The 12405-nt window shown below is 68.9% G+C and carries 13 protein-coding genes and 1 tRNA gene; 6 read left to right on the top strand and 8 right to left on the bottom strand.

The window, feature by feature from the left end:
* Positions 1-176 precede the first annotated feature (176 nt).
* Positions 177-653 (bottom strand): isochorismatase family protein, encoded by a 477-nt coding sequence (locus AB0I04_RS22580; protein ID WP_360887432.1) that lies wholly within the window; start codon positions 651-653, stop codon positions 177-179.
* A 774-nt stretch (positions 654-1427) separates the two neighbouring features.
* Here AB0I04_RS22580 and AB0I04_RS22575 point away from each other — a divergent pair.
* Complete coding sequence (locus AB0I04_RS22575) at positions 1428-2096, top strand: hypothetical protein (protein ID WP_360887429.1); 669 nt, start codon at positions 1428-1430, stop codon at positions 2094-2096.
* A gap of 364 nt (positions 2097-2460) precedes the next feature.
* Here AB0I04_RS22575 and AB0I04_RS22570 read toward each other — a convergent pair.
* Positions 2461-2532: transfer RNA gene (locus tag AB0I04_RS22570), tRNA-Gln, on the bottom strand.
* Positions 2533-2693: 161 nt separating this feature from the next.
* On the opposite strand from AB0I04_RS22570, the gene AB0I04_RS22565 reads away from it, so the two are divergent.
* Entirely contained in the window at positions 2694-3836 is a 1143-nt protein-coding gene (locus AB0I04_RS22565; protein WP_360887426.1) for an MFS transporter, read from the top strand.
* A gap of 127 nt (positions 3837-3963) precedes the next feature.
* Here the strand turns inward: AB0I04_RS22565 and gltX are convergent, their stop codons facing one another.
* The 5 genes from gltX to AB0I04_RS22540 form a co-directional block, all read right to left on the bottom strand.
* Positions 3964-5358, bottom strand: coding sequence for a glutamate--tRNA ligase (gene gltX, locus AB0I04_RS22560; RefSeq protein WP_360887451.1), 1395 nt, complete (start codon positions 5356-5358; stop codon positions 3964-3966).
* A 31-nt stretch (positions 5359-5389) separates the two neighbouring features.
* Entirely contained in the window at positions 5390-6154 is a 765-nt protein-coding gene (locus AB0I04_RS22555; RefSeq protein WP_360887423.1) for a fumarylacetoacetate hydrolase family protein, read from the bottom strand.
* A gap of 131 nt (positions 6155-6285) precedes the next feature.
* On the bottom strand, positions 6286-7026 hold the full coding sequence (locus tag AB0I04_RS22550) for a cellulose binding domain-containing protein (RefSeq protein WP_360887420.1): 741 nt from the start codon (positions 7024-7026) through the stop codon (positions 6286-6288).
* A 614-nt stretch (positions 7027-7640) separates the two neighbouring features.
* Positions 7641-7841: a hypothetical protein gene (locus tag AB0I04_RS22545; protein WP_360887418.1), complete on the bottom strand. Its 201-nt coding sequence runs from the start codon at positions 7839-7841 to the stop codon at positions 7641-7643.
* A gap of 8 nt (positions 7842-7849) precedes the next feature.
* Complete coding sequence (locus tag AB0I04_RS22540; protein WP_360887416.1) at positions 7850-8053, bottom strand: hypothetical protein; 204 nt, start codon at positions 8051-8053, stop codon at positions 7850-7852.
* A 534-nt stretch (positions 8054-8587) separates the two neighbouring features.
* On the opposite strand from AB0I04_RS22540, the gene AB0I04_RS22535 reads away from it, so the two are divergent.
* The gene (locus tag AB0I04_RS22535) at positions 8588-8938 is read left to right on the top strand and encodes an antibiotic biosynthesis monooxygenase (RefSeq protein WP_360887413.1); all 351 of its coding nucleotides are present in this window, start codon (positions 8588-8590) and stop codon (positions 8936-8938) included.
* A 241-nt stretch (positions 8939-9179) separates the two neighbouring features.
* Here AB0I04_RS22535 and cimA read toward each other — a convergent pair whose 3' ends face one another.
* A complete protein-coding gene (gene cimA, locus AB0I04_RS22530; protein WP_360887410.1) occupies positions 9180-10751 on the bottom strand; it encodes a citramalate synthase in 1572 nt (523 codons plus the stop codon).
* A gap of 360 nt (positions 10752-11111) precedes the next feature.
* Here cimA and AB0I04_RS22525 point away from each other — a divergent pair, with 360 nt between their 5' ends.
* The 3 genes from AB0I04_RS22525 to AB0I04_RS22515 all read left to right on the top strand — a co-directional run bounded on the left by AB0I04_RS22525 (position 11112) and on the right by AB0I04_RS22515 (position 12363).
* Positions 11112-11285, top strand: a complete 174-nt coding sequence (locus AB0I04_RS22525; RefSeq protein WP_360887408.1) for a hypothetical protein — start codon at positions 11112-11114, stop codon at positions 11283-11285.
* Between the two features lie 246 nt (positions 11286-11531).
* Entirely contained in the window at positions 11532-11741 is a 210-nt protein-coding gene (locus AB0I04_RS22520) for a cold shock domain-containing protein (protein ID WP_360887405.1), read from the top strand.
* A 265-nt stretch (positions 11742-12006) separates the two neighbouring features.
* Positions 12007-12363, top strand: coding sequence for a hypothetical protein (locus AB0I04_RS22515; RefSeq protein ID WP_360887402.1), 357 nt, complete (start codon positions 12007-12009; stop codon positions 12361-12363).
* Positions 12364-12405: the final 42 nt, after the last annotated feature.

Below are 12405 nucleotides of genomic sequence, written 5' to 3'. Positions count from 1 at the left end.
ACACGCGGAGTCCGCCGAACTTCTCTGCCGATCCCCTTATCGAACCCTTTTCGACTCCGCGTCAAGTAACGCATTTCACCCTCGGGCGACGCCATATTTTTGCAGGTGGCCGAGGGTTTGACGATATGACCGAGCTCAAATCGAGGCCCAAGCGGGACGCCATCCCGGAAGCCGGATCATAACTCCCTTAGCTGATGATCGCCCACCGCAATCGTGCTATATGGAGTGACTTCGCCGCCTGATGACCAGAGCCAAGAGAGACGCCTTGCCGCCTGAAAACACCCCCGAGAACGCCCCGACTCCATATCTGGAGACGGGGCGTGAGTGTCCAACTGGGGACTAAGTCGCTTGGTCACCACGACGTCCTCGGGATGCCCCGCCAACTCGTCGACGACCGCGTCCCGGCCCTCCGGCAAGGCAGCAGACCAACGAGGTTCATCGGTACGACCCGGCGTGGCGTCGGCCCTGTCGGCGGTGCCGGACGCCCGCACCAGCACAACGACGTTGCCCTTGGCGCGAAATCCGTCCGCCAGTTCCACCGTGCGGGCCACAACCTCGGCGGTGGAGTAGGGGGCGGAGGGCATGTGGGCAATGCCTTTCTGCAGGTCGATTACGACCAGAGCGGTGTTGGGGTCGAGCGTGGTGATAGCCATAGCCTCGATTCCTTTCTTCGGGTTACGCCATGCTCGACTGTCCGAGCGCCCGGGGGGTCGCCGCTGATCCGCTTCCTCTGCGATCTTGGCGGTCGTTGACCCTGCCGAGAGGTCGCGTTACGTTGCAAGTAAGGCGGGCTGGCAAGAGCCACCTCTTGCCGTGACATCTCGACCGCCTGCTCGCCCGTCCGGCACATGCATGCGCGAGGTCTGGTCGCAAGAGGTCTTGGCTACTTGCGCCCGAGATCAATGTTCGATCGCCGGAGGGGGACGTCATCATGTTTACGAAGAAGGCCGGAATGCGGCCGGTGATCGCCGCTGTGTTCGTAGCACCCATCCTCGCGGCCGGCGCCGGTGCAGCCGGCGCGATCGGTCACCTCTCGTCCACATCATCCGCGCCCGCGGCGTCGGTAGCCTTCCTACCCAGCTGCGATGTCCCCCCGTGCCCGCCTGGCATAGAACCAAATCCGCAGCCGCCGGCGGACCAGGACCAGGACCAGGACACCGACAATGGCTAACGTGATCAACGAGAACCTTAGCGACTATAGGTGAGCCCGGGGAGCTGTCGGCGTTCCGGCAGGAGTGCTACCAGCGCCTGGCCCCTACCAGTGGCTCGCCTACTTACTGATCTCGGCGGTGATCTCTGCGCGCGGCACTGGCAGACCGTGCTCCAGAAACGATCACGGCGAATCGCGTTTCAGGAGCGCTGACCAATTGCGGACGGCGGTGGCCCGTAGCCCCTGGCCACCGGGGATTTAACTACGATCAGCCGTCATGGACCGCAAGATCGAAAAACAGATGCGCAAGTACGAGAGCTGGCTTGCCAAAGATCTGGGGGTGGACAGTGTTCCGCCCATGCAAGTGCTGGACCTTGAGACCGGCGGAGTTCCCGAGGGGAGTCTGCTGCCCAGGACCGCGGTGGTCGCCAATCGGTCCGGCATGGTGCAAGTGGTCACCGGGGGCATGCTGAAGCTGGCCGACGTGCGATTCGGCTATGTCAAGGTCAGCGAACCCAGGCCACTCGAGGTGCAGCTGTTCGCCATCAACATGTCCACGAACATCGCACGGGGTGTGTACGCGACCAGCTTCGCGCTCGCGGCCCCGCTCCGGAAGCCGGTGGCGGGCCCAGTACGGCTCGGCGACGAGACGGAGTCGGATCGGAACAACTTCACGGCTCGCAACCTCTTCGAGGGCGACCGTGAGACGGCCGCCCTGCTCAACGCCGACCGCGACCTGCTGAAGCAGGCGGCACTCCTGCCGGTCACCCGGCGGACCACGGCCAAGACGACTGAAAAGCTCGGGCGACATCTGGAGATCCGGCCGATCGACGCTCAGCGGTCGGCGCTCATCGTGCGGACGCTGCCGGACATCCTCATGACCCGGACCGGCTTCCGGGCCCGGCAGACGCTGGAGTTCGCCGCGGCGGTAGAGGCTCGGCTCTGAACAGGGGGCGGTATGACCGCCACAGTCGTCCACGGCACCTCATCATCGGCGGGTAGGGGCCGGCGCCTCGCAGGGCAGCGCCTACGCGATCCATCGCCGCTCGCACGTTGAGGTACGTCAGACAGGCCTCACGGGCCGATTCCGGCGTCGTCCTGGCGACCCCGATTCGGCCGTCTCGCTCCGCGCTCTTCGCCTCGAACCGGCCGGTGAGGCGTTGGCGAGGGCTCTAGGCCCTCCTACACCCGGCATGACACTAGCGTCGGCAGCGGCATGACCCTTGATCGTGCCGAATACGCGCCCAAGCGGCCCTGAGGAATGAAAAAGCGGGGGTCTCTGTGAGACTCCCGCCGAGGTCAGGCACTTGCTGGGGTACCAGGACTCGAACCTAGACTAACTGAACCAGAATCAGTCGTGCTGCCGATTACACCATACCCCACTGGCCTGCGGATCTTCCGATCTCCACCGCCTCGGAAAGTTTAGCGGACGTTCGCGGGTGCTCGCGAACTAGATCCGCCGAGGCGCGGCCTCCCGCTGCGGTCGGCGGGGGTGGGATGCCCGTTCTGTTCCGGAGCGTACCGCGCGGTTACGCTCCCAGATGTGGATCGAACGGGCGGGTTGACGCGTGGCACCTCGACTTGGGTTCTGTACGCGGTGCTGAGCTGTATGGGGTTCCTGCTCAACGGCATTGGGGCGGTGCTGGCGCCGCTGCAGAAGGATCTGGGGGTCGGCCGGGGCCAGGTGGCCTTCTATCCCACGCTCTTCGCGGTGGGGCTGCTCATCGTCGGTCTGGTGGGCGCTCCTCTGGTGGGCCGCATCGGGCGGGCGGTGGCGCTGCGCGCATCGATCGGCGGGATGATCGCGGGTGGTCTGCTGCTGGCCACGCCCGTGCGGATCCTGACGCTGGCCGGCGTGCTGCTCCTCGGCATCGGCGGGGCGCTGCTCATTCAGCTGATCCCGGCGCTGCTGGGCGCGCTGCACCCGCACGCTCCGGCCGCCGCGGTCGGCGAGGCGAACGGGCTGGCGAGCGCGGCGTCCGTGCTGGCGCCGCTGGCGGTGGCCGGTGCGCTGGCAGGCGGTCTCGGCTGGCGGGCCGGTTACCTGGCGGCGCCGCTGGTGCTGCTCGCGCTCGTCGCGCTCCTTTCCTGGCACGTTCCAATGCCCAATGCGGCCGAGCCGCACGACGACACGCCGATCGGTTCGAGAGCGGCGTTGATCGGGCCGTGGATCGAGGTGCTGCTCGCGGTCAGCGTGGAGTTCTGCATGGTGTTCTGGGCCGCGTCGGCGGTCGGCGACTGGCATCACGCGTCGGCGGGGCTGGCTCCGGCGGTCGCCTCGTTGTTCCTGGTCGGCATGGCCGTGGGGCGCTCCTTCGCGGTGCCGGTCAGCCGCCGGCTGCACGGGCACCGGCCGTTGATGCTGACCTGCGTCGCCGTCGCGGGCGGCGGCTTCGCGCTGTTCTGGGCGGCTCCCTCGCTGCCGCTGTCCGGGGTCGGGCTCGCCGTGGCGGGTCTGGGCGTCGCACTGCTCTACCCGACCACCGTGAGCCGTACGGTGGCCGCGTGGCCGCACGCTCCGGACAAGGCGGCGGCACGGGCCGCCATGGCCTCCGGTCTGGCGATCGGCGGCGCGCCGTTCCTCCTCGCCCGGCTCTCCGACACGGTCAGCCTGCGTACGGCCTATCTGATCGTCCCGGCACTGCTGATCGCCCTCGCGGTGCGCTCCATGGCGGCACGCGCCTAGAGGGAATGTCCTCGCGTCGGGCGATTCCAGGACGGTTGCGGTCGGTGTCGGCGCTCATGGCAACGGCCGCCCCGACGGGCGTGGACGGTCATCGGTGCGAGACCGGCCATGCCCCGTCGGTGCCGGGCTACTCCGCCGTCAGCCGGTCGAGTGCCGTACGGACGCGGGCGAGCGTACGGTCGCGGCCGATGATCTGCAGCGACTCGAAGAGCGGCAGGCCGACCGTACGGCCCGTGACGGCCACGCGGATCGGGGCCTGTGCCTTGCCGAGTTTCAGTCCGTACCGGGCGCCGATCTCCTCGGCCCGTGCCTTGAGCTCTTCGGCCGTCCACTCCGCGTCCTGGAACGCCTCCAGCGCGCCCCGGAGGATGTCCGCGGCGGGCTCCTTCATCGCCTTGTTCCAGGAGGCCTCGTCGATCACCGGCTCGTCGAGGAACGCGAAGTCGACCATCGCCGTGATCTCCGAGAGCACCGCGACGCGCGTCTGCGCCAGCGGCGCGAGCTTCGCGAACACCTCCGGGTCGTACTGCTCGGGCGACCACGGGGTGTGCGGCTCGCGCAGCCAGGGCGCGCACCGCTCGGTGAAGTCCTCGACCGGCAGCGCCCGGATGTACTCGCCGTTGAACGCGCGCAGCTTCTTGACGTCGAAGAACGCCGGGGAGCTGTTGACGTCGTCCAGCCGGAACTCCTCCTCGACCACGCTCCACGGGACGATCTCGCGGTCGCCGGAGGGCGCCCAGCCCAGCAGCATGAGGTAGTTGCGCATGGCCTCGGCGAGGAAGCCCTCGGCCTGGTAGTCCTCCAGCGCGACCTTGTCCCGGCGCTTGGACAGCTTCTGGCGCTTCTCGTTCACGATGACCGGGACGTGCGCCCACGTGGGCGGCTGCGCGCCGAGGGCCTCCCACAGCAGCTGCTGCTTCGGCGTGTTCGACAGGTGCTCGTCGCCGCGGATGACGTGGGTGATGCCCTGGACCATGTCGTCGACGACGTTGGCGAGCATGAACAGCACCGAGCCGTCCGCCCGCGCGATGACGAAGTCCTCGATCGTGGCGTTCTCGAACGCGGGCTTGCCGCGGATCAGGTCGACGACGATCGTCGTGCCCTCGTCCGGAGTGCGGAAGCGCAGCGCGCGCCCGGGGCCCGGCTCCAGGCCGCGGTCGCGGCAGAAGCCGTCGTAGCCGCGGTGGGAATCACCGGTCCGCGCGATCACGTCGTCGCGCGTGCAGTCGCAGAAGTACGCGCGGCCCGCGGCGCGCAGCCGCTCGACGGCCTCGCGGTGCTTGTCGGCGTTGGCCGACTGGAAGTACGGCCCTTCGTACTCGTTCTCGTCGATGCCCAGCCAGGCGAGGGCGCGGATGATCCCCTCGGTCCACTCCGGGCGGTTGCGCGAGGCGTCGGTGTCCTCGATGCGCAGAACCAGCGAACCGCCCGCCTGCTTGGCGAAGACCCAGTTGAACAGCGCCGAGCGCGCTCCCCCGACGTGGAACATGCCGGTGGGCGACGGCGCGAACCGGGCTCTGATGGTGCCGGAGGCGTGCTCCGGGGAAGAAGGGTCAGTCACGGGACACCACTGTATTGCTGAGCGTGCCGATGTTCTCGATCATTACGGCCACCTCGTCGTCCACCTGCAGCGGCCCGACGCCCTCCGGTGTGCCGGTGAGGATGACGTCGCCGGGCAGCAGGGTCATGACCTGGCTGACGTACTCGATCAGCGCCGGGATGCCGTGGAGGAGCTGCTTCGTGCTGGACGACTGGCGGGTCTCGCCGTTCACCGTGGTGGTGATGGCCAGGTCGGACGGGTCGAGCTCCGTCTCGATCCACGGGCCGAGCGGGCAGAAGGTGTCGAAGCCCTTGGCCCGCGTCCACTGCCCGTCGCGCTGCTGAAGGTCGCGCGCCGTGACGTCGTTGGCGCAGGTGTAGCCGAGGATGACGTCAGCGACCCGGGACGCCGGGACGTCGCGGCACAGCCGGCCGATGACGACGGCCAGCTCGCCCTCGAAGTCGACGCGCTCGGACAGGCTCGGGTAGACGATGGTCTCGCGGTGGCCGATCACGGCCGTGGACGGCTTCATGAAGACGACCGGCTCGGCCGGTGGTTCGCCGCCCATCTCACGGGCGTGCTCGGCGTAGTTCTTGCCGATCGCGACGACCTTGCTCGGCAGGATCGGCGCCGTCAACCGCACGTCGGCCAGTTGGTGACGCTCCCCGGTGAGCTGGATCTCACCGAACGGGTGGGCGGCGATGGTGGCGATGGTCTGGTCGTCCTCGACCACGCCGAAGGACAGGCCGCCGTCTTTGGTGAACCTCGCGATACGCACGTTACGAGGCTATCGACCTCCGGCACTGCCCTCGCCGTCGGTCTCCGTCCGACCAACGCAGGTCACCGCGAAACTCGGCAGCCGGCTCGCCGCGCCGGCCCAACGGACGGCTCAGCGGCCCAACGGACGGCTCAGCGGGCGACGAACGCGCAGGTTGCTCCGTTGAGCCGGCAGTCGGTCGGCATCGACGGCGCGCCGGAGCCGCCGAACCGGACCTCGAGCGCCGCTCCGGGGGCGATGGGCCGTGCCGTCGCCGTACCGGTGAGGATCGCGTCCTCGCCCCGCCGCTGGAGGACCGCGTCCCAGGTGTTGTGGATCTCGGCCCCTGGATACCGGAAGGACAGCGTCCAGGACCGCATCGGCTGGTCCCCGTGGTTGGCGATCGTGACGGTGCCCTCGAAGTAGCCCGCGTCGCGCTCGACGGTGCGGTACCCGATCTGCGCCCCAGGAGGGGCGGCACTGCGGACAGGCGGCGGCGCGCATGACTTGCCCCCGCACGGGGCGGGATGCTTGGCGCCACCGGCGAACCCGCCGTACACCAGCAGGAATCCGACACCCATGAGAACAGCGCCCGCGAGGATGACGCCCACCCAGAGCGCTCGGGCGAGCGGTCTCCTCCCGGCCACGGGGGGTGCCACCGGCCGGTGCGGGCCACCCGGCGGCAAGGGGATGCCCTCCTCCACGGTCACCGGCGCGGCGTACGGTCGCGGCGGCGGGATGATCGGGTGCACCTGCACGTCCGTCGCCGGGACGGCCCGCTTGGCACCCGCCTGGCTCCCGCCCGCCTCCACCGGCGCGCCGGCCGCCGAAGGCGAGTCGGCCTCCGGGAAAGGCCCGGGAGGTGGATCCGCCGACGCCCCGGCCTCGTCCATGTGCGCTCCTGCCTCGGTCGCCGCGTCGGCCGTTGTCGATGCTCCGGCCATTGTCGATGCTCCGGCCGGCGTCAGCGCGCCGGTTGGCGCCGATCCCCCGGTCAGGCCCGGAGCATCGGCCGCTGTTGAGGCCCCGGTCTCGGTCCTTTGGGCGGCCGATGCGCCGGTCGTGGCCGGCTGCTCCGCAGGCACCGATGATCTCACTTCGATGGGAGTGTCGGCCGGCGACGATGTCCCGGTCACCGTCGGCCGGTCCGCGGTCACTGATGCCGCCTCGGCAGGAGAGTACGCCTCGGCCTCGGTCGAGGAGTCCGCCGGCGTGGCGGACCCGGCCCCGGCGGACGCGTCGGTGTCCGTGGACGGCGTTGCCTCCGGGGATCGGTCCACCGGAGGGACGCCTTCCGGGCGCCATGGGGTGTCGACCGGGATCTCGTCGGTCACCCGCAGATGCGCGGGGACGTCCCTGTCGTCCCGTTCACCCGCCATACCCGTCGCCATGACGCCCTTTCTTCCCTCGCCTACCCGTTCCGACGATCGGCGGGCCCGGTTGGTTCGGAACGTACGAGTGCCCGCGCGGTCGAACTCCGCGCGGGCACTCATCGATGTGGTGAGGGTCAGGAGTCGAGCGGCCGGTCGAGGGCGCGGCAGGCGGCAAGCCGTTGCTGCCGTTCCAGCATCGCGGTGATCGACCGGACCGCCTCAGGACGCCTGGTCCGGCTGGCGTCGGCCAGCCAGTGGCTGGCCTCGGCGATCAGCCGCAGCTCGGCGTCGCGGTCGTAGCGGAGCGAGCTCGGCGTACGTCGCTTGGGGGGCATGCGACCTCTCAATCGCCGATGATCTTGTCGAAGAACATGAAGGCGCTGGCGAAGGCGACCACGCCCGCCACCACCGACGAGGCGAGCCGGCGGTCACCGATGAAGGTGAGCGTGGCGGCCAGCACGGCGATGACGACGGCGCACAGCGCGATCAGGCCCGTGCGGACAGAGAGATGCGATCCGCGCGGGGCCGCGGATTCACCTGTGCCCATGCCGTCGTTCCTATGGTCACTTCGCCCGAAGGCACGTAGGCTCATGGGTGTCTTGACCTCCTTGAGGGTCGGGATGTAGCGATTGCTGACGGCCTCCTGTTCCCGCAGGGGGCCGTCGCCTTTTCTGCGGCGACGACCTTGGCCGTACGTGGAGAAGTGTGGCGCTTAATGACCTTCGTCCGCCACCGATTCTCCAACCTCGCGAAAGTTTCCCGCGCCTCACAAGTCCGTTCACAGGGGCACGAAGCGCAGAACCCCGCCCCTACCTGGGAGCATCTTAGAGAACAGAATTAGATTCCGAACGGTTTCATCGCCGAGAGCGAACAGCTCTTTATGATCATGACACGGCCCTCATATTCGGTGAAATCCCGACATACCACCGATCTGCACGCGCATTTTGATTGTTCGTTTGCACGTGCATTAGAACGTTCCCCTTCATTCGCATCCGCACTCCGCAGGACATACGGGACGACACGCGGCGCGCCACGGCGCCCCCGGTGAGGCCAGGCGAGCGCGCCGCGAGAGGATCTACTCATGAGCGTGGTGAAGATCAACGTGCTGACCGTGCCGGAGCCGATGAAGGAAGAGCTTGAGCGCCGGTTCGCCGGGCGCGCCGGGCTGGTCGAGAAGGCCGACGGCTTCGAGGGGTTCGAACTGCTGCGCCCGGTCGAGGGCACGGACCGCTACCTCGTCTACACGCGCTGGCGAAGCGAAGAGGACTTCCAGCGCTGGACGGAGAGCCGGGCGTTCGCGGAGGGACACGCTCAGGCAGCGGCCGAGGCGGGCCACGGGCACGGGCACGGGCACGGGCACGGCGGTCCGGCGGCGAGCGGCGCCGAGCTCTGGTCGTTCGAAATCGTCGAGCGGGCCACCCCGAAGGAGTAAGAGCCCGCGGAATGGGCGCCGGATCAGGGAGCGACGTCCTGGCGAGTGCCTCGCAAGGCGGAGGGAGTCAGCCCGGTGTTGGCCGGCGACTCCTCCCGGGGGCCCCGCGGAAACGCGCCGCCCGGCGGAGCCGTCCCGGCGCGTTTCCGTGGGGTGGGGGCGACAACGCCGCGAGGTGCCGCCAGGACGTCGCGAGCCCGGCAGTCCATTCCGCGCGGGCTCTGACCCGCCCGGCCGGGTGTCAGGACGGGGCGTAGCCCGCGCGCAGCAGGCAGTAGGTCACCGACTGCGCGAGCGCGTCCCATGAGGCGGCGATGACGTTGTCCTCGACGCCGACCGTGCCCCACTCGCCCGTGGCGTCGCTCGACTCGATGAGCACCCGGGTCCGCGCGTCGGTGCCGTGGGCGCCCTCCAGGATCCGGACCTTGTAGTCGACGAGCTCCAGACCCGACAGCTCGGGATAGCTCCGTTCCAGGGCGAGCCGCAGGGCACGGTCCAGGGCGTTGACCGGGCCGTTGCCCTCGCCGGTGGCGACGATCCGCTCCCCCTTGGCGTGCAGCTTGACCGTCGCCTCGCTGACCATCGTGCCGTCGGGCCGGCGCTCGACGATCGTGCGCCAGGACTCCACGTCGAAGTAGCAGGGACCCGCGCCGTCGAGCTCCTCACGCAGCAGCAGCTCGAACGACGCGTCCGCCGCCTCGAAGGTGTACCCGGCGGACTCCAGCTCCTTGACCCGCTCCACGACCTGGCGGGCCTTGTCACCGGTCAGCTCGTACCCGAGCTCCCGGCCCTTCAGCTCCACCGACGCCCGGCCGGCCATGCTGGAGATCAGCATGCGCATGTCGTTGCCGACCACCGCCGGGTCGATGTGCTGATAGAGCATCGGGTCGACCTTGACGGCCGAGGCGTGCAGGCCCGCCTTGTGGGCGAACGCCGACATGCCGACGTACGGCTGCTGCGAGCCCGGCGCGACGTTCGTCACCTCCGAGACGGCGTGTGCGATGCGCGTCATCTCCCGCAGCTCGACGCCGAGGTCGTGGCCGCGCTTGAGCTGGAGGTTGCCGACGACCGTGAAGAGGTTCGCGTTGCCGCTGCGCTCGCCGTACCCGTTGGCGCAGCCCTGCACGTGCGTCGCCCCGGCCTTCACGGCGGCGAGGGTGTTGGCCACCGCGCAGCCGCTGTCGTCGTGGCAGTGGATGCCCAGGCGCGCGCCTGAGGCAACGACCTCGGCGACCACGTCGGCCAGCTCGTCGGGCAGCATCCCGCCGTTGGTGTCGCACAGCGCGATGACGTCGGCGCCCGCCTCGGCCGCCGTCCGTACGACCTCGAGGGCGTATTTCGGGTTCGAGCGGTAGCCGTCGAAGAAATGCTCGGCGTCGAGGAAGACCCTCTGGCCCTCCGCATGCAGGTGGGAGACCGTGTCGCGGATCATCGCGAGGTTCTCCTCCAGCGTCGTGCGGAGGGCCAGCTCGACGTGCCGGTCGTGACTCTTGGCGACAAGGGTCACGACGGGCGCGCCGGATTCGCGCAGCGCGGCCACAAGAGGGTCGTCCGCGGCCTTCGCACCGGCCCGGCGGGTCGCGCCGAACGCGGCGAGCTGCGCGTTCTTCAGGTCGAGCTCGGTCTGAGCACGCCGGAAGAATTCTGTGTCCTTGGGATTGGCGCCGGGCCAGCCGCCTTCGATGAAGCCGACCCCCAGCTCGTCGAGGCGGCGCGCGATGATCAGCTTGTCCGCCACGGTGAGGTTGAGGCCCTCCTGCTGGGCCCCGTCGCGCAACGTCGTGTCGTAGACGTGGAAGCCGTCATCACGCATGGGTGCTGTCCTCTTCGTGTCTGGAATGTGCAGCGCCGCCGGAAAACAAAATGACCCCTCACGGGACGTGAGAGGTCTGCGCGCCGGCGGTTTGTGATCGTCTAGGTGCCGGCGCGCCAGCCGATAATCACCAGGCTGATGCGCATGATGGCACCGAGTCTGCCACACGCTCGCGCCGATGGACACATCCATCTCACGATCCGAGACACGACCCGCTCACCAGCCCGAAGATGCGGGCCCCGCGGTCGCGAATCGAACTGACGATCGGCCGATTCGCCTGCGCACAGATCTCCTATCTACTACCGTCCGTGACTCGATGCATACTTTACGTTCTAGGCGACGGGAGAGGGTGATGGGACCATGTCAACCGTGCTGGAGCAGCCGATCGGCGTGGAGACCGCGGAACGCACCGACATCGAGCGCCACCCCGGCAAGGACGGGTACGGGCACGAGGTGGACGTAAAGCTCGGCGAGCCGCTTGATCTCCCGGCCCCCTGGGAACTCACCCTCGACACCGCCCCGCTGACGGTCTGATCGAATCGGCGCCCGACCCGCCGCCCACATGCGACATCGGCGGGCGATCCGCCGCCGTCGCTCACATGAGGTCGTTGGTTTACCGGAAAATACGAAACGGCCTTACATGGCCATCGCATTGAGTAAATGATCCGGAAACAGCCAGGATTCCCCTGGCCGCTCTTCAGGGGGAACATGATGAGCACGGGGCAGCGACGGCCTGTTCGGGGACATGTCGTCTCTTGGGACGAGGAAGCGGGATGGGGCGTGCTCGCCTCGCCGGAGGTACCCGGCGAAGTGTGGGCGCACTTCTCGTCCATCCGCCTTCCCGACCCGGACGCGTACCGGGCGTTGAACGCTCGCGAGCCTGTGGTCTTCACCTGGGAGGAAGCCGATCAGGACGGCTATGCCTTCCGAGCGGTCGAAGTGCGCCCGGCGTCCGACGTCACCGACTCCACGGTCTGGGGCCAGGACTAGCCCGGCGACGCCTCCGGTTACCGCACCGATCCGGGGATCCGCTGTGACGCGGATCGGTGGCGGTACGAACGAAAGTGGGAATCCATGCGCATGATGAGCAGATTAATCGCTGCCCCCGTCCTCGCAGCCGCCGTCACGGCCGCCGTGGCCACGGCCGCCCAGGCCTCGGTCGCTCCGCAGGTCGTCCACAAGCACTTCACCTTCACCAAGAAGCACCAGGGCTTCGCACACCGACAAGGCGGGGACCTTCCACGCGCAGGTCAATGTGAAGCATCCGCTCAAGGGCTACCCGATGCCGTGGAGCTTCAAGATCGCCCCGGCCCTGCAGGCGATCGCGACCGGCCGGATGGCCTGCACCGCGACCGGGCTGAACGGCCACTACCACGACAGGCACGTCGTGCCGGTGAGCTACCTCTGGCACTCCACGGTCAAGCCGCACCGCGCCAAGAAGGTCTACAACCTGTCCGGCACCTGCACCTTCCCGGTCCGGGTGGGCGGGCGGCCCGGCACGGCGTACGTCGGCTTCTCGTTCTACTACGCGATCGACCCCTCGTCGCGTAACCGCGTCACCGCCCCCGAGGGCGCGCCGGCGCTGAAGACGACGGTCCGCATCAGCCACTGACCTGATCGAGGGCGCGTCTCCCGATGGGAGGCGCGCCCTCGC

It is taken from the genome of Actinoallomurus sp. NPDC050550 (assembly GCF_040655075.1).
Lineage (GTDB): Bacteria > Actinomycetota > Actinomycetes > Streptosporangiales > Streptosporangiaceae > Actinoallomurus.
The sequence above is the reverse complement of the archived record's forward strand: the minus strand, read 5'-3'. Positions and strand labels throughout refer to the sequence as shown.

Excerpts from the sequence above, each read along its gene's own strand:
- AB0I04_RS22580 (WP_360887432.1), bottom strand. The coding sequence starts at position 653 with ATGGCTATCACCACGCTCGACCCCAACACCGCTCTGGTCGTAATCGAC.
- AB0I04_RS22575 (WP_360887429.1), top strand. The coding sequence starts at position 1,428 with ATGGACCGCAAGATCGAAAAACAGATGCGCAAGTACGAGAGCTGGCTT.
- AB0I04_RS22550 (WP_360887420.1), bottom strand. The coding sequence starts at position 7,026 with ATGGACGAGGCCGGGGCGTCGGCGGATCCACCTCCCGGGCCTTTCCCG.
- AB0I04_RS22545 (WP_360887418.1), bottom strand. The coding sequence starts at position 7,841 with ATGCCCCCCAAGCGACGTACGCCGAGCTCGCTCCGCTACGACCGCGAC.
- AB0I04_RS22540 (WP_360887416.1), bottom strand. The coding sequence starts at position 8,053 with ATGGGCACAGGTGAATCCGCGGCCCCGCGCGGATCGCATCTCTCTGTC.
- AB0I04_RS22535 (WP_360887413.1), top strand. The coding sequence starts at position 8,588 with ATGAGCGTGGTGAAGATCAACGTGCTGACCGTGCCGGAGCCGATGAAG.
- cimA (WP_360887410.1), bottom strand. The coding sequence starts at position 10,751 with ATGCGTGATGACGGCTTCCACGTCTACGACACGACGTTGCGCGACGGG.
- AB0I04_RS22525 (WP_360887408.1), top strand. The coding sequence starts at position 11,112 with ATGTCAACCGTGCTGGAGCAGCCGATCGGCGTGGAGACCGCGGAACGC.